Annotated in this window: 17 protein-coding genes; 7 read left to right on the forward strand and 10 right to left on the reverse strand. The window is 34.8% G+C overall.

Translation table 11 applies throughout. The features are described from left to right. Nucleotides 1-106 precede the first annotated feature (106 nt). The 4 genes from CG11_RS21790 to CG11_RS21805 form a co-directional block, all read right to left on the reverse strand. Entirely contained in the window at nt 107-970 is an 864-nt protein-coding gene (locus CG11_RS21790) for an isoprenylcysteine carboxylmethyltransferase family protein (RefSeq protein WP_052598961.1), read from the reverse strand. 27 nt (nt 971-997) lie between these two features. Further along, nucleotides 998-1,531 (reverse strand): hypothetical protein, encoded by a 534-nt coding sequence (locus tag CG11_RS21795; RefSeq protein WP_052598962.1) that lies wholly within the window; start codon nt 1,529-1,531, stop codon nt 998-1,000. A 175-nt stretch (nt 1,532-1,706) separates the two neighbouring features. Beyond that, nucleotides 1,707-2,660, reverse strand: coding sequence for an electron transfer flavoprotein subunit alpha/FixB family protein (locus tag CG11_RS21800; RefSeq protein ID WP_052598963.1), 954 nt, complete (start codon nt 2,658-2,660; stop codon nt 1,707-1,709). 4 nt (nt 2,661-2,664) lie between these two features. Beyond that, the gene (locus CG11_RS21805) at nt 2,665-3,405 is read right to left on the reverse strand and encodes an electron transfer flavoprotein subunit beta/FixA family protein (protein ID WP_052599053.1); all 741 of its coding nucleotides are present in this window, start codon (nt 3,403-3,405) and stop codon (nt 2,665-2,667) included. 318 nt (nt 3,406-3,723) lie between these two features. On the opposite strand from CG11_RS21805, the gene CG11_RS21810 reads away from it, so the two are divergent. Further along, nucleotides 3,724-4,521, forward strand: a complete 798-nt coding sequence (locus tag CG11_RS21810; protein ID WP_052598964.1) for an MbnP family protein — start codon at nt 3,724-3,726, stop codon at nt 4,519-4,521. A gap of 204 nt (nt 4,522-4,725) precedes the next feature. On the opposite strand, the gene CG11_RS21815 is transcribed toward CG11_RS21810, so the two are convergent. After that, nucleotides 4,726-6,588 carry a DUF885 family protein gene (locus CG11_RS21815; RefSeq protein WP_052598965.1) on the reverse strand — a complete coding sequence of 621 codons (1,863 nt, stop codon included), beginning with the start codon at nt 6,586-6,588 and terminating at the stop codon, nt 4,726-4,728. 395 nt (nt 6,589-6,983) lie between these two features. On the opposite strand from CG11_RS21815, the gene CG11_RS21820 reads away from it, so the two are divergent. Together CG11_RS21820 and CG11_RS21825 are read left to right on the forward strand one after the other, a co-directional pair. Continuing rightward, entirely contained in the window at nt 6,984-7,646 is a 663-nt protein-coding gene (locus CG11_RS21820; protein ID WP_052598966.1) for a heme exporter protein CcmB, read from the forward strand. Between the two features lie 288 nt (nt 7,647-7,934). Further along, nucleotides 7,935-8,738: a hypothetical protein gene (locus CG11_RS21825; RefSeq protein ID WP_052598967.1), complete on the forward strand. Its 804-nt coding sequence runs from the start codon at nt 7,935-7,937 to the stop codon at nt 8,736-8,738. A gap of 36 nt (nt 8,739-8,774) precedes the next feature. Here the strand turns inward: CG11_RS21825 and CG11_RS21830 are convergent, their stop codons facing one another. Both CG11_RS21830 and CG11_RS21835 read right to left on the reverse strand, forming a co-directional pair. Continuing rightward, nucleotides 8,775-9,527: an RNA methyltransferase gene (locus CG11_RS21830; RefSeq protein ID WP_052598968.1), complete on the reverse strand. Its 753-nt coding sequence runs from the start codon at nt 9,525-9,527 to the stop codon at nt 8,775-8,777. A gap of 199 nt (nt 9,528-9,726) precedes the next feature. Next, nucleotides 9,727-10,962, reverse strand: a complete 1,236-nt coding sequence (locus CG11_RS21835) for a cyclopropane-fatty-acyl-phospholipid synthase family protein (protein WP_063833170.1) — start codon at nt 10,960-10,962, stop codon at nt 9,727-9,729. A 369-nt stretch (nt 10,963-11,331) separates the two neighbouring features. Between CG11_RS21835 and CG11_RS21840 the strand changes: the two genes are divergently transcribed. The 4 genes from CG11_RS21840 to CG11_RS21855 all read left to right on the forward strand — a co-directional run bounded on the left by CG11_RS21840 (nt 11,332) and on the right by CG11_RS21855 (nt 16,057). Continuing rightward, nucleotides 11,332-12,390, forward strand: a complete 1,059-nt coding sequence (locus tag CG11_RS21840) for a sensor histidine kinase (protein ID WP_052598969.1) — start codon at nt 11,332-11,334, stop codon at nt 12,388-12,390. A 76-nt stretch (nt 12,391-12,466) separates the two neighbouring features. Further along, a complete protein-coding gene (locus tag CG11_RS21845; RefSeq protein ID WP_052598970.1) occupies nt 12,467-13,180 on the forward strand; it encodes a LytTR family DNA-binding domain-containing protein in 714 nt (237 codons plus the stop codon). 96 nt (nt 13,181-13,276) lie between these two features. After that, a complete protein-coding gene (locus tag CG11_RS21850; protein ID WP_052598971.1) occupies nt 13,277-14,833 on the forward strand; it encodes a hypothetical protein in 1,557 nt (518 codons plus the stop codon). A gap of 33 nt (nt 14,834-14,866) precedes the next feature. Further along, entirely contained in the window at nt 14,867-16,057 is a 1,191-nt protein-coding gene (locus CG11_RS21855) for an LOG family protein (RefSeq protein WP_052598972.1), read from the forward strand. 277 nt (nt 16,058-16,334) lie between these two features. Here the strand turns inward: CG11_RS21855 and CG11_RS21860 are convergent, their stop codons facing one another. From CG11_RS21860 to CG11_RS21870, 3 genes are all read right to left on the reverse strand, one after another. Continuing rightward, nucleotides 16,335-16,730: a hypothetical protein gene (locus CG11_RS21860; RefSeq protein WP_197043906.1), complete on the reverse strand. Its 396-nt coding sequence runs from the start codon at nt 16,728-16,730 to the stop codon at nt 16,335-16,337. A 107-nt stretch (nt 16,731-16,837) separates the two neighbouring features. Further along, on the reverse strand, nt 16,838-18,388 hold the full coding sequence (locus CG11_RS21865) for a glycoside hydrolase family 19 protein (RefSeq protein WP_197043907.1): 1,551 nt from the start codon (nt 18,386-18,388) through the stop codon (nt 16,838-16,840). Nucleotides 18,389-18,865: 477 nt separating this feature from the next. Beyond that, nucleotides 18,866-20,428 carry an AraC family transcriptional regulator gene (locus CG11_RS21870; RefSeq protein WP_052598974.1) on the reverse strand — a complete coding sequence of 521 codons (1,563 nt, stop codon included), beginning with the start codon at nt 20,426-20,428 and terminating at the stop codon, nt 18,866-18,868. Nucleotides 20,429-20,606 lie beyond the last annotated feature (178 nt).

Consider the following 20,606-nt stretch of genomic DNA (forward strand, 5'->3'; position numbering starts at 1 on the left):
CCCGCTAAAACTTCAATTCTTTTCTTTGAACAGCACTAAAAACAATTACATTTTTAACTATACTTTTTTCTGTCCACTTACTTAAAAGAAGATAAGTAGTATCTTATTAAAAAATGAAGATACGTTTTGTTATTTTAGGAATCCAACAACCTACCTTCCCTCTATAATTTTTATAATCTAATCCAAACCTTAATTCCATATCTTTTTCTTCTATGGGCTTGACAACAAGCTCCCAAAGGACTGCCCCCAAAAGGGCATACAACAAGATAGGAATTGAACTAAAAATAATGCTTATAGCAACAACTTGCCCGACTCCTGCTATTGCCATAGGATTTCTCACATATTTATAAGGACCTGCTACAACTAACTTTTGAGTTTGATCCAATGGCAAAGGTGTTCCCTCTCCTTTTTTGACCATAAAATACGCACTGCAAATCCCCAACATACTACATATCAAAAAGAACGAGAGTCCTATCAATTTATTGGTTTCTTTTACGAAAGGTATTCCTTCAGATGATTCCATGATCAATATTGGAAACAGCATTAAAGTTATTAGCCAAATGCTAATCATTTGAACTATTGTTTTCAGCCAATTCTTAGTAAAACTCTTTGTATTTGACTCTCTAAACATTAATTTTTCAAATACCAAGAAACAATTATAACATAAGCCTAGTATCATAATAGTTGTTCCTAAAAAGCCTCCCTGTGTCAATATAGAAGCATTAATACAATACAATGTTGCAAATGCAAAGCCGCCCAAAATAACAAATTCTATTTCTTGCTTGCCCCAATACGCTCTTGCTATAGATAGTATGGCAATAATTAAGATATCTGGCAATAAAAATGAATTAAATGCTATGCTATGTATTCCTGGAAATTGAAAAGCGTCGTAGAAATTTTGATTGGTTAACAATCCTATCCACCAAAAAGAAATTAATGCTGCTTGTAATAAATATGCTGTTCCTTTCATGAATAATATTTTTGTAAGACTTTTCTTTTAGCTCTCTTTTTTTTGCTCTAGTAATTCTTTTGCCGCTCTTTTAGCAGCTTCAACAAGGCTCGGATTGGCAATTATTTCGAGTAGTTCGTCTGTAGATTTATTTTTAAATCTTTTTTTGAAAAACTCCATATTAGAGGAGGGCTTAACAAGTTTGGACTCTAGGCTTCTTTTTTCCTCCAAATAATCTAAGAAAATCTTTTCATTGGTCAACACATAAGAACCCAAAAAGATAAGTACGCTAATAATATCTACTGTGATAAAAACAATCAGGTCAAAAAGTAGAAAATCTACTCGATTTAAACTGGCAGCAATTGCTATAAGACCCAAAAAAATAATCCCTTTTCTTCGATCAAAATAAAGCAAAAAACCATTTATTAGCAAAAGACTAGCGCCTATAAATGCATTCAACCAATCTGTCTCGCCAAAAATAAGCGTTATAAATAAACCAATAACAAGCATAACAAATGTAAAGACACTACCTTCCTTATTAGGATTCATTTCACCATCGTCATCCAAGACTAAATTATTCATTGCAATTGGGTTAAAAGAGTCATTAAAAATAATAACAACGCTGCTAACGATTGTAAAAAATAAAAAGCGCAATACTCAACAAAGAGCACTGCGCCAAGTAATTACAGGTTGTTATATCTATATAGTCATAAAAACACTCCATTTAGTGTTCTTACAACCTTCTATTTTACCTTAATTAGTTTTGAGATTTGAACTTTTTCAAAGCCTCATTCAAACGAGGAACAACCTCGAATAAATCGCCAACAACACCATAATCTGCCGCCTTGAAGAAAGGAGCCTCAGGATCTTTGTTGATTACAACAATCACTTTAGATTGATTGACACCCGCCAAATGTTGGATAGCACCAGAAATACCTACTGCAATGTACAACGTTGGACGAATCGCAACACCTGTTTGACCAACGTGCTCGTGGTGAGGACGCCAGTGTACATCTGCTACAGGACGAGAACAAGCTGTTGTTGCGCCCAAGATATCAGCCATTTCTTCAATCATACCCCAGTTTTCAGGACCTTTCATACCACGACCAGCAGAAACTACTAATTCAGCCTCTGGCAATGGCACAATACCTTCTACAGTAGATTGTTCTTTCACTTTTACACGTGCCGCAGGAGCGTCAATAGCCAATGTTTCTACTGCTACATCGCTTCCACTTGCCTCTGGACGGAAAGTATTCGGAGCAATAGTCAATACTTTGTTAGTTGACTTGATTTCGTAAGTAGCAAAACCTTTACCAGAGAATACTCCTTTTTGAACAGAGAAGTTTCCAGCAGTAGGTACGCTAATAACAGCAGATGCCATCCCTGCTTCCATGCGAACTGCCACACGACCAGCCAACGATTTACCAGAAGAAGAATGTGCAAAAACAACACAATCTGCACCTAGTTGCTCAGCAGCTTTGCTGATAATAGCAGCATATACTTGAGAATCAAAATCATCTGAAGCAGCAACATTGTATACTTTTGATGCGCCATATTGTCCCAACTTGTCAGCACCTTCAGCTGTTCCGATTGTCAAAGCGATACATTCTGTACCCAACGCTTGTGCCGCCAAATTGCCATAAGTTACTGCCTCTAAAGCAGCTTTTTTGATAGAGCCCGTTAAGCTCTCTGCAAATACTAAAACAGCCATATTATTAAATCACTTTTGCTTCGTTATGTAATAAATTCACTAACTCCTCCATGTTCTCTGGATCAATTAGTTTCACCCCAGTTTTCTCTGCTGGGTAGTCGTATTTAACTACAGTAGCCAAATCAGCCGCTTCAACAGCTGGGATTACTGTAATTGGCTTACGCTTTGCCATCATAATGCCACGCATGTTTGGAATACGTTGCTCTGCCATACCTTTAGCACAACTCAATACAAAAGGAGCTTCTACTTCAACCGTTTCTTCTCCTCCTTCTATATCACGATTAATAGTTGCAGTTGTTCCTGCCACATCCATCTTGGTACCATAAGAGATAAATGGCATATCCAAAAGCTCTGCTACCATAGCTCCTACTTCAGAACCATTGTAGTCGATGGTTTCTTTACCTAACAAAACCATATCAAAACCTTCTGCTTTTGCATACTCAGCTATTTGCTTAGCTGTAAATAGAGCACTACTTGCTTCTGCGTCTACACGTACAGCACTATCTGCACCAATTGCCAATCCTTTACGAATAACTGTTTCATTGGCTTTTGGTCCTACGTGAAACAAGGTCACAGAACCACCTACTTGCTCTTTCAACTCCAAAGCACGTACCAATGCATACCACTCATCGTATGGGTTCATTATAAACTGAACACCATTTGTATCAAATTCTGTATCACCATTGGTGAACTTGATCTTAGTAGTTGTATCTGGCGTCTGGCTTACACAAACTAATAATTTCATAAAATTGTATTTATTTTTAAAACTTTCAATATTTTTTGAAACAACGCCAAATATAGATAAGTCTAAGTGATTTTTATAATGAATTTGCACTTTATTTCAACAATTCCACTTCAGTACTCTAAAATTCAGTAGTAAGATCAATTTTTAATACTTATTTGTGTTGATTCTCACCCTTACAACAACAATTTGAGTGGATGGTTGAGGCTTTTTTTATCTAAATTGATAGTTTAATATTCAAATTTGAAGTTGTATATTCGGAATACTTTAGGATCTTTGATTCCCAACTTAATTAAGAATGCTTACCAAAATCTACGAATTATGTTCCTTCAAAAACGTTTCTTTTTTTATGCATTATGTGCTATTCTAAGTTTACAAAGTTGTGCAGAGCGCGTTGGATGTATTGATCCCAAAGCCGTTAACTATGATTCTAATGCGCAGTTAGCTAGCAATGATTGTGTTTACCCTACCTTGGCCATCGAATTTGATTTTAAAATGGGCAATCTTCCTTTTGAAATCAATCGAATTTATACCATAAATGGTCATAAAACTGCCTTTAAGGAGCTTCAATTCTATATTTCTCAAATCAAATTAGTACGATCTGATCAAACGTCTATAGAGGTTAATAATTTATATCCACTGGTAAAAAAGACGAATACTCACATCCCCATAGGAACTGCTTTTTTAGAAACGTATGAACAACTTCAGTTCAACGTAGGAGTTGATCCCGCTGCCAATGCTCTGATAACAAACTACTTGACAGATGCTTCCCATCCTCTTGCCTTACAGTCTCCTGATACCATGCATCTAAGTTTAAACGAAGGTTATATTTTTCTAAAAATGGTTGGGAAAGTAGATCGAAATGGGGATGGTATTCCCAATGAAAATGAATCTTTTGACTTTCGAATCGGTAGCAATACTTTATTACAAAGCATTGATTTACCTATCCAAAAAACGTTAACAGAATCAGCAGAAGTCATAGCACTAGAAATAGATGTAGCAACGTTATTTGATAGTGTCAATTTGCAGATAGAGAAAAAAACACATACTTCAGATAACTTTGCTTTAGCTCAAAAAATAGCCCATAATGTTCCTCAAGCGATAACCGTTCAATATTAAAACATAGGAGTTATCCATGAAGTAACAACATAACTGATTACTATATCACAATAGTTCGTTGAAAAACTTTATTAGTTTGATAATTAATAAGTTATGATTTTATCGCATTTTGTGTTAAAATTTTGATTATCAAACTAATATAAATGTGCTTTTTTATCTTTTTGGTAAAAAAGTAAAAAATCAACGAACTACTAATATCAATTACTAGTCTTTTTTAGATTGGACGTATTCCTCAACCAGATCTTGCAGAATATCCAATGGCACCTTTCCATTTGTCAATAAAACTTCGTGAAATTCTCGTATATCAAATTGATCTCCTAACGCTGTCTCTGCATATTTCCTCAATTCCAAAATAGTAATCATTCCTACTTTGTAAGTTACCGCTTGCCCAGGCAAAACAACATGTCGTTCCACCATTTTTTCACAAGTAGATACCTGATTAGGAGTATTCTCTTTATAATAATCAATCGCTTGATTTCTTGTCCATTTTTTGTGATGAATCCCTACATCTACTACCAATCGGCAAGCCCTCCACAACTCCCAAACCAATCGACCAAAATCCGAGTAAGCATCTTGATAGGCTCCCATTTCTTTGGGTAAGTATTCTGCATACATGCCCCACCCCTCAATATATGCGGTATAAGAATCCTCTAAACGACGAAATTGTGGCAAATCAGATAAAGACTCCTCTATAGAAATTTGCAAATGATGTCCAGGTATAGCTTCATGGTAGACACTAACATCCATTTCATATTTAGGCAAATCCCCCATATCTCTAGTATTTACGTAACAAACTCCAGGTGCATTACTTCCCAATACAGAGGTCTTATAAAAAGTTGTAAATGTCGACTCTCTAAAGGATTCTATAGACCGAACAACAACATCTTTGTTTGGCTTAGAAATAAACCAAGTATCCAATTGCACAATCATTGAATCAATAATTTTTCTTACATTTTTTAAGTAGTCATTTCTTCCTTTGTCTGTATTAGGGTAATAAAATTGGGGATCACTACGTAAAAAGCTGAAAAACGCTTGCAAATCGCCTTTGTAATTTAGTTTTTTGATAATCGCCCGCATCTCTTCATGAATTCGAGCGACTTCTTCTATCCCTAAGTTATAAATCTCATCTGCCGTTAAAGAAGTTGTGGTTTGCTCTCTTAACTTGAAGGCATAATACAGTTCTCCTGCCTCCCATTGCCAAACACCTATACCATCACTTGCCTTGGTTTCCAAAACTTTTAAATGGTGATATAATTTTTGATAAGAAATAATAAACTTTTGATTAAAAGCATCCAACAAACGCTGTTTTAGAGTTGTCTTTTGCTCATTTTTTAAATCAAGTAAAGCTATTTTTTGCTCAAATTTTTTAATAATTAAATTGGGCGCATCAGGTGTCGTCTTGATAATCTCGTTAATAGAAGCCAATACCGTAGGAAACAAAAACTTGGGTAAAATAATGCCCTTTTTTTCACGTATAATCAAACCCGCTATTAATTCATCAATCTTCTTTGGAACATTTCCAACCCTACTAATATACGCTTCAGCATCTCTTAAGTCATTAATTTCATGCTGATTAATTAACAAAGCAGGAATCCTTAGATGCACACCATTCATTGCATTAATAGGATAATTATGATAACGATAACGATAGGCTTCTATTTCTGTTTTGAGTTTATCTTTTAACAACCTCGCACTCAACAAAGTTGCCTCGTCCAAGCAAGCTTCTCTTAGAATACTATCTTCTAAATAACTGAGTATAGCTTGGTTGTAAGAATGCTCAATTTTAAGATGTTCTGTACTCAAGGATGTCCACTGGTTGTTACTATCTTTTCTGCCCAACCTACTTTGCCATTCGGGATCTCGAAGTATTCGTTCTTCAAAGTAACGTTCAAATAACAAATTAGCCTTAGTTGTTCCTGCTTCTATTTCTGCGGTAGTACAATCCCTAGTTAACTCAAATGAATCTGGAGTTTGCTCCTTAAAGAGATACAGATAGCTTACATAAAACAATACCGCCAACAATACCGCAATAACAAACTTAACTTTTATATTAAAATATCCTTCCATTTTAGATCCCAATAGACTATCAAGTGTCAATCTCTTAGACAGAGTGTAGCACTCAACAAACATCAAAAATTCAATTCTATCTTTCTTATTCTACCTTGACATTTACCAATAGTGGTTTGCTAATTTTTTAGCAGATTACTATTAGAATAATACTCCGTTGCTTTTTTAGTTTCCCTACGAACCCGCAGGCTCACGAAGTAAAAACATAAAAAATCATCTTGTATTAGCTTGATTATCACCCTTTTAACACAAAAGCCAACAAAAGTACATCTTACTAATAATCAACTGCGAAGCACTCATGCAATAAACTAATACGATTTTTCAACGGAGTAATGGTTAGAATAAATCCGTCATCTTATTACAAAATTAATAAATAATGCTAATTTTGCGCTAATATGAATATACTAACTGAAACGAGGCATTTATTACTAAAAGAAATTCGTTTGGAATTTCGCCAAAAATATGCGATTAGCGGCATTTTATTGTATGTTATATCGACTGTTTTTGTCGTTTACATCACATTAGGGCAAGAAGTAGGTGGAGCAGTTTGGGCTGCTTTATTTTGGATTATTGTACTATTTGCCTCTGTCAATGCTATTGCAAAAAGTTTTGTTCAAGAAAGTCCACGTCGGCAACTCTATTATTATGCTCTATCCAATCCTGCTTCTGTTATTTTGTCCAAAATGCTCTACAACGGATTGTTACTTTTAGTTATTTCCTTTCTTGCTTTTGCTGTTTTTTCAGTCGTGGTTGGTAACCCTGTTAAGTATCCAAGTTTATTTTATCAAACTCTTGCACTTGGAGCAATTGGTTTTTCCATTACCTTTACATTCATTTCGGCTATTTCTGCCAAAGCCAATCAGAGTGCCACACTCATGGCTATACTAAGCTTTCCTGTCATTATACCGATGTTAATGACCTTAATGCGCCTAACAAAAATAGCGATAGGTTTGATGACCGATACGGCGTATTATCAAGATATGCTCATTTTGCTTTGCATTGATGTTATCTTAGGTGCCTTGGCATTTATTTTGTTTCCTTATTTGTGGCGGGACTAACTTGTATATTCTGAAATATACTTTCTTATTGATCTAATACAGCAAATTATGAATACCTAATTTGCGCTCTTCTCTTTAGCTTTTCATGTTTTGGGCAAATCGCTCTCTTTCCTTACATTCTTAAAAACGAGCTACTTACTAATCCTTTAACGCTTGTTATTTATCTTCTATAATTTGCAAATTTCACCATTATTGTATAACTTCATACATATTCGCTGGTTGGCTATATCTCATCTTAACATATAGCAGATTGTTTGGTCTCAAAATATTATCCCCAAAAAAACACTTATGCAAACACTATTCAACTTTAGTCCTTTTATATTACTATTATTAGCGGTAGCATGTAATACATCTAATAATTCTAATCCTATAAATATTACCGTTTCAGAAACTAGTATTGAAAAAATGGGATTAGCTGACAATTCTATTATCATGCAAGTGGAAGTTACGAACGGAACGAACCAAGCAGCGACCATCCATTGGGATCGTATTGAGCAACAAACCGTTCTAGGATGGACGTACGAGTTAAATGGGAGCACCTCCAATTCAGGCACTTTAAATATTCCTGCGAATACATCTATTGGTGTCACTTTGACTGTCATACCTAATGGAAACATCGGTGTTGGCATGGGAAGTATAGAGTTTTACGACCCCATGCATCAACAACTCACCTCAAAAACAGTTCATTACAAATCAACAGCACTCAAGGAATATTTTAGATTGAACTTAGCCAATCCTTCCAATGCTACGAGCTATATCAGCAACTCTACTCCAACAGAGTCATACATTCATCATGTTTGGGTTATCAATGATAATACAACTCCTATCGCAGTTCACTGGAAAAGAACAGAAGAAAGTCGCATACCTTCTAACTGGGTACTGGCAGCGAAAACACATGAAATTTGTTATACTCCCCCCATTTTATCCGACGTATTCACCTCTATCCCGCCAATGGATTCCGTGCCTTTTAAGTTAATTTTTGGTCACCATAACCAGACAGGCTATGGAGAAGCAACACCCATTTTTTGGGTCAACACAGATAGTTCAAATAGTGTTAAATCTCAACTATTTACTTACAAGGTTTTGCCTTAACTTTAATCTATGTTTAGATTATGATTCATTGATAATCTACCGTTTTTTTCGTCGCATTATTTCAGAAGCAACTACTGTTGCAGCGCAAGCAACGTTCAAAGATTCAACATCATTCGCCATGGGAATAAACAAGTGCTTGTTGGTTAATGCTTCTGTCTGTGGAGACACACCATCCGTTTCATTCCCCAACACAAAAATACCCTTGGTCTCTAATGATTCTTTATAAATATTTGTTCCTTTTTCTCCCGACAAACCATAAATAGAATAACCAAAACTTTTTGCTTTTTTCAACACAGGTGTCAAGCGTTCGCATTTTAGAATACGACTCTTAAATACGACCCCTGCGGAGGCTTTGATGACCAATGAATTGAGCTTTGCACAACCCTTTCTTGGCAATATGATGCCATCTACACCTAAAGCCGTACAAGAACGAATAATCATGCCTACATTGCCTGGAGTTGTAATGCCATCTAAAGCAATGAGTGTCAAATCTGCTCCTTGGTGTGCTTCCAAGAACTGAATCGCATCGTCCATTTGTGGCGTATGAACATCTGCTGCAACTCCTTGATCCTGTTTGGGATGCTTAGACATTCTAGAAACTTGATCTGCTTCCAAACGCAAAACTTCAATTCCTCTTCGCTCACAAGCTGCTATAATTTTTTTGATAATATCAGCTTTTGCTTTTCTAGCAATAAAAACCTTAGCGATATCTAAGGCCTCATTCTCTAGAATTTCTAAGACAGGCTTGCGCCCATAAATGGTCAAAAATTGATCTCTTGGATGTTTCATGATTTTTATACTAACACAATCTAATTGGAGGAACAAAGAACTGTTAATAAAAATGAACTTTGCCAACTAAAAACGAGAAAAAAAGCTGCCCCAATTACTTAGAGCAGCTTTTCTATTTATTACGGTATTATTGAAAGAATTCAACAGTATGCTTTTATTTCTAAAAGCTCATTCTTTCCGAAAAGTGAATCTTAACAGATTATTTCACCATCGTTTTTTTCTTTCTAGTTTTGTACTCTTCCATGATTTTTTCAGAAGTAGAGTCAGAAGCAACAGAAGAAGTATTCTCAAATTGTTGAGTTTCGCCCAAAGCTACTTTACCAATGTATCTATTTCTAGGTACGTGGTTAACGTTTTTGTGGCAAATGATTTGATAAGCAGAAGAACCACCAATAGCTGCAATTCTAGTAGACCAACCCAAGAATACTTGATACATTCTAAATTGCATTCTTCCGTATTTCTCGATTACTTGGTCTTTGTTGCTCATCCAGTTGTCATACCATGCAGCAATTGTTTTGCTGTAGTGGATACCAACATTCTCCACAGATTGGATTTCAAATCCTGCTTTTTCGATTCTTCTAAGATCCCAACTTACAGGCATACTTGCATCTGCACCTGGGAAAATATATTCATTCATGAACAATCCCCAAACAATTGTTTCTTGGTCTGGTCCACGCAACAAAGATTTTCTTTCTCTCAAAGCAGCAATTTGCAAGTAGAAAATACCATCGTCTTCCAACAAATCATAAATTTGCTCCATAAATTTTTGGAAGTACTTGATACCTACGTGCTCAGCCATTTCCAAACAAGTAATTTTATCATATTTTCTTCTAGGGATGTCTCTATAGTCCATCAAAAGGATTCTAGATTGATCTTCCATACCATTTTCTTTGATCAATTTTGTTCCCCATTCAGCTTGTTGAGGTGTAATCGTTACACCCGTTGTATCCATATTGTAGTTCTTAGCCATGTGAGCAACCAATGTTCCCCATCCACAACCAATATCTAAAAGGCTTTCACCTTCTTTTAATTGCATTTTTTGTGCAATCAAGTCCAGCTTGTTATCTTGAGCTTGCTCTAGTGTTTCGTCTTCAGTTTTGTAGTATCCAGAAGTATAAACCATACGTGGCCCTAAGAACCATCTGAAAATATCGTTTTGATCATCATAGTGGCTCAAAATAGTCTCTTCGTCCATTTTTTGTGAATGGCTCATGATTTCTGGTAGAAACTCTGTAACAAAGAATTTGTAGTGGTGACCTACAAAGTTAAAATCACACAATTCTTTAATGTTATCGATGAATTCCATGAAATCACCTTTCATATCTATATCACCTTTTAGATAATCTTCTATCCAGTGTCCAGCCTCTACTTTATTGCCAGAGTATCTCTTCTTTAATTTTCTGTTTCTTACTTCAACAAAATCTGAAATTCTCATTATTAATAATGATTTTTTAGTGAATAAAAATTAGGAGTTTTGATTGTAATTATTCTAATGATGCAAGAAAATCAAGTTCCCCCTATTTTAGATTTAAAGTTTGTATATTGGGAGTGTGTAAATCAAAAGTACGATTCATCTTACCACACCCAAACAACGACTAATAATCAAAGGGTTAGCAAACACTAGTACCTTTATAATTATTGTCATGACTTATCTCATCAATTAAATTTAGTCGGTATTGGGTATCGTCTAGTCTAATTTTGCACAAATTTATGTCAATAAATCTTATTATTGTAATAATTCCTAAATTTTATTCGCTCTTAGTGCTTGATAAGCAGATAAACAAACTACACATTCAATTAATTTATGTCACTACTTGCTGCACAAAATAGTATAAAAAAAAGCTATGAATTCATCTCTAACCGAGTTGTTTACCATGCTCTTATTTGGTTCTGTTATATGCTAGCACTGTTATTTTTAGATAGTGGAGAAGAAAGCTTCCTTACCATTCTTAGGAATACAGTTATCCATGTTTTTTTTCTAATGCTTATTGTCTATACGAATTACCTCTATTTGATTCCTAATTACCTATCCAAAAAGCGGTTTATCTCGTACCTTTTGCTCTTGCTTTTTACAGCAGCTGTCGTCATGCCCATTGAGATGGTTTTTCTATATTGGAATATTGCTGAGAAAGAAAATATTGAAGCACAGCTTGAGTTGCTAAAAAAACAATACGGTCACTTTATATTCCTATTTTTAACCTTAATCATTAGTACCATTCTAAAAATCACCAAAGAATGGTTGTTGCAACAAGCGGTACAAAAAGACTTAGAAAACAAAAACTTGCAGTCAGAGTTAAGTTTTTTAAAATCTCAAATCAACCCACACTTTCTTTTTAATACGCTCAATAGCCTCTATGCACTAACGTTAAAAAAATCAGACAAAGCGCCAGAAATAGTGCTTCGCCTGTCTGAAATGATGCGGTACATGCTTTATAAAAGTAATGAAAAAAAAGTACCTTTAGAGCAAGAGATTAATTACATTCAGAATTACTTAACCTTAGAACGAACTCGTTACGGAGACAAAGCTAGAATCGAATTTGAATGTGCAGGAGATTCTCCAAGCAACTACAGCATTGCCCCCCTCTTGTTTATTACTTTTTTCGAGAACAGTTTTAAACATGGTTTGAGTCAAAGTATTACCGAAGGATTTGTAGAATGCTTAATTTACATAGAAGACAATACGGTTGATTTCACCATTCAAAATAGTAAAACGAAAGAAAAAGACGAACGCTATTTTCAAGGAGGCATTGGCTTGGTTAATGTCAAGCGACGATTAGAACTAATTTACCCTGACAAATACATTTTGGATATACACGAAACAGATGACATTTATTTGGTCAATCTAAAAATTGATTTAAATTAATCTCTTAATTTCTTAGATAATCCATTGCTTTTATACCCCAATACCAATTTTCTATAAACCATAAAAAACTTTTAAAATGAATGTTATAATTGTTGATGATGAGCCATTAGCACAAGAAGTTATAGAGACTTATATCAGTAAGTTTCCTGCCCTAAATTTGATTGCCAAATGCAGCAATGCTGTAGAAGCTTTCGATGTTTTGAATAGCAATAATATTGACTTGATGTTTTTAGACATACAGATGCCTCAAATATCGGGCATTGATTTCTTAAAAACACTTCCCAACCCTCCACAAGTAATTTTCACAACGGCCTATTCAGAATACGCTATGGATGGTTACGAATTAAATGTTGTTGATTACTTACTCAAACCAATTTCTCTAGATCGCTTTGCAAAAGCTGTTAATAAGGCGGTGGCCAAAGAACAGCAAATTCAAGAAAATGAGCCTAATTTACCAACCAATACAGAACCCGCAGACTATATTTTTGTCAAAGCAGATAAAAAGCTTATAAAAATTCGATTTGACCAAATCAATTACATTGAAGGTCTAAAAGATTATGTTATCTTACATACTCCAAATGGTCGTGTAGTTACTTTACAAACTATGAAAAGTTTAGAAATTAAACTTCCTTCGGATATTTTTATGCGTGTCCATCGATCATTCATTGTTAATTTGGCAAATATTTCTGTTATTGAAGGAAATACGGTTCAAATTGAGAAAAAAATTATTCCTATTGGAAAAAACTACAAAGATGTTTTGTTGAATATTATCAACAAAAATAGATTATAAAGCCATCGTCACCCCGATCTATTTGCCCCAAGAACTTTTTCATCATCTTTTTCTTGAACGTCCTAATCAAACGTTTGAGATTAAATCAAAGAATCAATGGAGCAAAATCAGAAGTTATATTTATTTCAACTTATCAAATCATTGTCTGTATCAGAAAAGGGATATGTCAAAAAATTCTGTGCAAAAAATGGTGCCAACCCCTCTTATTTAAAATTGTTTGATGCTATAGACTTACAAACAACATACAATGAGGAAAGTATTAAAAAGAAGTTCAAAAATCAAAAGTTTGTCAAACAACTATCTGTTGCTAAAAATTATCTGATCAAATCAATTCTAAGAAGTCTTAGAGCTTACCATTCTGAATCTACCAACAACATTCAGGTGCATGAGTTACTCTTAGAAATAGAAATCCTCTATAACAAACGCTTGATAGGTCTTTGCCAAAAATTGATCAAAAAAACTAGACGAATTATTGAAGAAGCTCAACTCTATCACCATGCCGAAGAATTGGCTTTTTGGGATTTTCGGTTGGCGTTATTACTACCCTCTAGCCATCAAATTGATGCTCATATGGAAGCCAATAAGGCTTTTGCCAATAAAGGATTGCAAGCAACAAGTGTCTTATCTGAATATAGACACCTTGCCTATGATGTATTTAAATTTGGTATCAAAGAAGGATACTCTAGAGAGGAAAAAGCCAAGACAATGGCGCAGGAGTTTAGCGAGCACCACCTGCTAAAAAATTTGCCTGATTCCAACAATGCCAAAGCAGTAGCTCGATACCACAATATTTGGAATAAAATCCATGAAATAAATACAGATTTTGAACAAGGTTATGAATCTAGCAAGGGATTTGTAAAAGTGATCCAAGAAAACCCGAAGGTCTTTGAGGACTACCTAATGTCTACTGTTGTTCCAGCACATTATAATTTATTGGGTTGTTGTATTTTGCTGAATAAGGAAGCCACTTTTTATCCCAATTTGCAATATTTAAAAGACATTCCTAAAACGTATAAGTCAAAGAATGAAACTATTCACCGTCTTACACACTACTATGCGGTTTCTTTGGAGTTACAGTTTTATACTCAAAATGCCTATTTTGACAAAACACCTGCTTTGCTCCCCGAAGCCGTCAAGATTGTTGAAGAAGGAAATTTGATTGCTTTTGGTTTAATTCTTTTTCATATCGAACTGTGTTACAGTATTGCTTACGCCTATTTTGCACTGGGAGATTATGAAGCATCCGAAACATGGGTTAACAGAACATTGGAACATCAAAAAGACAATCTACGAGAAGACATCATGTGCATGGCACACCTACTTCATTTGGTTAACCATGCAGAAATGGGAAGCATCCAATACTTAGATTATAAATTGCGTTCGACTTACAACTTCATCAAACGAATGGAAAAAATTCACAAGTTCGAGAAAGTAACCTTACAGTTTTTAAAAAAACTTATTAATGTCAAAAACAGTACAGAATTTATTACCTTGATAAAAGTTTATAAAGAAAAGTTTGAAGCTATAGAGCACCTGCCTTTTGAACGCATAATTATCAAGAACTTTGATATTATTAGTTGGATGGAAAGCAAACTTCAACATAAAAAATTCCTTACGGTAGCAGCTTCGAGGCGTTCTAAAAATTCAATGTAACAATCCCTCCCCTTCGGATTTATACCAAATATCATGAAAGAAATTGACCATAAAAAAGCGTTTAAGGCTTGGATAGAAACACCAAATGCTATCCTTCCCAAAGTAGCGATTCAAAGCCTTGACTTAAAAGACTTTGAAGCATTAATGATGCAAAAATCATATCCCGACACCCTGTTTTTAGGTTGCCAATTATCCGATGCTGTTGCAGGGCATATTGTTCAAACTGGTGGTACGGTTATACCAAGTTCCAAAGAAGTTTTGTTTAAATCTCACTTAGCGCATCTTTATACCTGTGAAGAATTGTTTGAAGGGTTTGATCCTAATGATAAAATGGGGTATCACAAAACATTGGATTATAAAATTTATGAACAATATGTAGAGCAAGGTAAAGATTTTCCAAAATCTATTCATGTCAGTCTAATGCGTCGTCTGCACGACCACAGTATCACAGAAGCCTTAATGGAAGCCATTGCTGGTCAAAAAGTCGTTGCTATTATGGGAGGACATGGAATTGAAAGAAGTTCTCCTTTTTACCAAAAAGTAGCTCGTATTTCTTGGGAATTAACACAAAAAGGTTTTCTGCTTGTTAGTGGTGGTGGTCCTGGTATTATGGAGGCAACTCATGTAGGGGCTTATTTTGCAACTAGAAGCCTTGACGAAATGAACGACGGTATACAAATGATGTCCGTTAGACCTTCCAATGCCATACCAGGCAAGGAATACAGCGACTGGGATTGGTTGCATCGAGCCATGAAAGTTATAAAAGCCTACCCACTTACAAGTGATTGGATGAAGGCAAAAAGTATGAGTATCGGAATTCCTACATGGCTCTATGGCCATGAACCTCCTGCTCCTTTTGCCACACATATCGCAAAATATTTTGCCAACTCTGTACGTGAAGATGGTTTGTTGGCAATCGCCAAACACGGTGTTATTTTTGCTCCAGGAAGTGCAGGAACTACACAAGAAATTTTTCAGGACGCTTGCCAAAATCATTATGCTGCTTACAATACAGACTCTCGTGTCAAACGCTTTGTTTCTCCTATGATTTTGTTTGGCATTGAGCATTGGACTAAAGTGCGACCTGTTTGGAATTTAATGCAAACCGTTACGCAAAATCAACGCTATCAAGAGCTTCTCAGTCTCACGGATGATGCTGATGAGATTATTAATAAAATTGTAGCATATAATCCTGCCGAATACCAATATCCTTCTTCAATCTAAGCAAAGAAACTACACAACAATAGTTCGTTGAAAAACTTTATTAATTTGATAATCAGCAAGTTATACTTTTACTACATTTTGTGTTAAAATTTTAATTATCAACTGCGCAGCACTCATGAAGTACCACGAAGTAGCAGCGCAGCTAAACTAATATAAATGTGCTTTTTTATCTTTTTGGTAAAAAAGTAAACAACTAAGCGATAGCGATCTCACGAGCGCAGCGAGCTAATCAACGAACTACTAACACAAAGTAATGCCCTCAAAATAACAAGTCTTGCTAAGCCCTATTTACGTAAATAATTTCAGGGTGTTGACCATCCTCATCCCTTTTGTTTCTACCAAATAACCCAATCACATAGTCTTGTGCTTCTGGATCTTCGACTTCAGACGGATGGACATAAGTGTACATGCCGTAACCATGTCCTGCAATCACCCAACCTTCGGTTTTATTGAGTGTGATGGTGTTAAAGTCACCTGCGGGAGAGCCAACGTGTACAGGACCAAACTCTTTCATTTTTTGCATGGCAAGTGCTTCAATAGTTTCTCCTTTTTCCAAGTTTTCGATAATAATATACGTTCCATTCTTAAACAGTACCCAATCCTTAAAATGTGGATTGATGGCTAATTTAACATGTTCTATCAAAGCTTCTTTAGTAAGGTTGTTATTTTTCATATCTGACTTTTTCATCAGCAACAATCTATTAGAACATTTGGTTCAATAGAAGCAACTAAAAGGCAACTCTTAGTTGCTTCTCTCATAAATATCAGTCTTAAATCACTTTACTGGCAAACAACTATTTTGGTATAAAAACATTGGTTATCCATTTGTATTTTTAAGCTATAAATACCTGCTGCTTGTTCTTGAAGGTTGATTAAATCATACTTGCCATTCAGCCTCTGTTCTTTTACCTTTCTACCAACAGCATCAAATACTTCAACCATACCAAACTCTTGCAATTCTCCTTTCAAATCTATATAAAAAACGCCTTTATTGGGATTCGGATAGATTTTGTAACCAGTACTTTGCAAACAATAAACCGTACTAATCTTGCTATAACTCGCCTCGTTATTTGCCGCTATAACTTTTAGACGATAATAATTTTGTCCATTTATAGGATTCAAATCCTTGAAATTATAGATTTCAGCTTCATTGATGCCAATTACTTGTCCTATAACCTCCCAATCTATACCATTAGAACTGCGTTGAATTTCAAAAAATCGACTATTTTTTTCTACTTTGATTTTCCAGTGCAACAAAATAGTTTGATTAGAAATAGATTGTGCTTCGAAATCCAAAAAATGATTATCTAGAATAATAGGTTCGTAATAACAATTGATATAATCCTCCATTGCATCTGTAGTAGATTCATAGCATAAGGTAGAATAGCCATTGGCATCCTCCGCTGCTATTTGAGCATTTGTCAATCCCATTATACCTAAATAATACTTATAGAGTTCTGATCGTAAAACTACTTTCTGTGTAAAAGCTGCGGAGGAACTGCTCCTACATTCTAACCCTCCATTAATAATATTGTTGGTATGGGCAAAACCTTTTGTATACATTTTATTAGCCGAATAGTCTCCAACGTCTGCCCTCCATAAATCATGCATTACTTGATGAGCAGAGGGTTTGGGACATTGAGGCATCATCCAAAACCAAATAGCAGATTTAAAAGCTAATACCCCATCTTGCTGGATAGAATCGGGATTATTCAATAAAATGGTGGCATCATTGAATAAAAATTTACTAAATTGACCATAATTATAATTCCACGACAATTGAATAGGTCCTCGACCATAATACCCCACCAAAGGATTCGGTGGGTAGTCCGCATGAGCTTGCGAGTATGCTCCTGCCCCGTTCGTACTATTGTAGCCTAGTTCATGTACAAAATATAGTCCCCAATCTGCATAATCTCCCGACGCACCACCACCAACAGGCAATTGCCAACCTCCAGTAGTTTCTTTAGATATGTTTGCCAAAAAAGCCCCCAATTCTCTTTTGTTATCTAAACTAGATGTCCTATTGATAAAATCTTCAAAATCGACATTGATAATATTCTCAGGGCTTGGGTTCGTATGCCACCACGGGTCAACATTGGAGTAAATATAGGTGAACTGTGTTGATTTCTTTGTAATGGTTATTAATTGCCCCCAAACACCTGGCTTAATTCTGATTTCTACTAAATAGTCTGACATTTCTAAAGCCGCCTGCATCAAGTTATTGTACGAATAAAAGTCTGCTGTGTACCCTTGAGGATGTACACCAAATGTCCCTGCTCGTTTGGGGAATAAGGCATCCCACTGCGTTTGAGTTAGTAAACTACTCAAGTTACTATTTTGGGAATATGACTTGAATATACATAACACCAATCCTATTGCTAGAACTATTCTAAATCTTGAGTTTTTTTTGTTCATGATTTTCTTCTTTATTCTTTTATAATCTTAATTGATCTTCCCCTATACAATTCTCCAAATCATTGCTTTAGAAAAGGAATTACTTGTTCATTTTTATGAGAATTCAGTACCTTCAAAAAAATAGTACGTTAGTCCCTTTTAAGAGAAAAAAATAAAAAAAATACTTCTTCTTATTTTAGTTAAATAAGATTTACTGTTTGAACTTTGTCTAACCGTTGCCATAATTTATATTATTTCTATTTTTAAAAATCACTAATACAAGACAAATGTACCCTAGAAATAGAAATCAAGCAAAAAAAAACACAATCAACTGGTTAACAAGCACATTCAATTGGTCAATCGACTACCTATTTGTTCAATTCGGCAAAAAGATAGTCTTTTGCATATCACTTAAATAGGTGTAGAGCGATTTTTTCTGAAATAGGAAGGGGTTAGCCCCGTAATCTTTTTGAAATTGGCATTAAAGGTAGATATAGAAGCAAAGCCTACCTCTTTAGCAATTCCTTCTATGCTGTAATGGTCAAAATCCGATGAAGCTAACATTTTCTTAGATTCCAAAACACGAAGTTCATTAATCCATTGACTAAAAGTTTTTTGATAATGAGAGTTGATAGCATCTGAAAGATAGGTTCTATTGGTGTTTATTTTTTTGGCTAACTTTTCTAATGTTAGACCTCTATCTTTATGTATTTCGTTTTTATCAATTACTTCTTCAAGCGTCTCTATTATTTGAGAATAATCCATTGTCTTCGAAATTATCCGCTTTGAATGAACAGGCTCTTTTTCTATCTGTATTGATTTCAGTTGCTCTTTTAGCAAAAATTTATTTTTCTCTCTAAGCAAAACCAATTGTCTAGACAAAATTAGGCACCCTATAACTAGTAAAATGCAAAAGAAGAAGAGTACCTTCTTTTTTTCTGCTTCTAATTTTAATAATTTGGCATTCATTTCTTTTTCCAACTCCTCTCGCTGAATCTTATGAAAGAGATCCATTTCTACAATTTTTTCAGATACGATATTGGTATTATAATGATTGCGGATACTATCTGCTAATTTAAGGTGTATATAAGCACTATCCAGTTGCTTGTTTTTGTAATAAAGATCACTCAACGCATATTGAAACCGAAACACATCCAACTTAAAGCCATTTTGCGCTGCTTTAATTAAACCTTGATAGTAGAATTTTTTAGCGAGCTCAAACGAATCCTGTTTCAAATAAATATCTGCAATATTTCCATACGTTCTTAATTCTGCAAAATTGTCTTTATTTTTTTTTATTATCCCCAAAGCATCTAATAGATAACTTTTTGCTACTTCATTTTTTCCCAAATAGCTATTCGTTAGTGCCATATTCAATTTTAGATACAGCGAATTTCTATTCTGCCCCAATAGCTGTTCATACACCTTAGCTCTTTCAAAAGTTATTTTAGCCGCTTGGTGTTTTAAAGAGGCATTCAAACCAACCCCTATTCTAATAATTTTATCTTGAATAATTTCTTTAGGTACATTACTCGAATCAATAATCAAATCCAAACTCTTTCGATATTGCTTGGTAGCAAATTCGGGATGCATAGAGCGCAAAGCGATGCTTCCCATAGTACAAAAGTATTCAGATTGAACAATAGCAGGATATAAATCTAATTTAGAATTTATAGCAACTAATAGATCCAATGCTCTGTCATGATTTCCTAACTTATCAATAGCTCTTGCATAAGCAATCGTATTAATTATCTTTAAATTTTCTTGTTCTATCTCATTGTTAAGCTGCTGATAGATAGAATCTACTTCATAAAGCTTTTGCCCCGTTTTGTACAATTGAGTGTACAGATAAACATCTAAAATTTCATTTTTTGAAGCAGCCTCAAAAAGGCTTATTTTTTTTATTGAATCTTGCCCTTTCAAAGCAACCACACATAATAAAGTAAAAGTAATTATTAGATTAATTATATTCATAATGCATTATTTAAGAGCCTTTATTCTGTAAATCTATACCTTCTATTAAGGAAAAATGTTGGTATAATAGGCTATTCCAAAGCCCCGAAAAGGAATTCAAAAACTTAAAGCGACATCTAAATATTGCTCTTTATCAATAGATAAAGATGAAGTGTAAAATCATAAAAAAGAGCTAAGA

This window comes from Aureispira sp. CCB-QB1, from assembly GCF_000724545.1.
Taxonomy (GTDB): Bacteria; Bacteroidota; Bacteroidia; order Chitinophagales; family Saprospiraceae; genus Aureispira.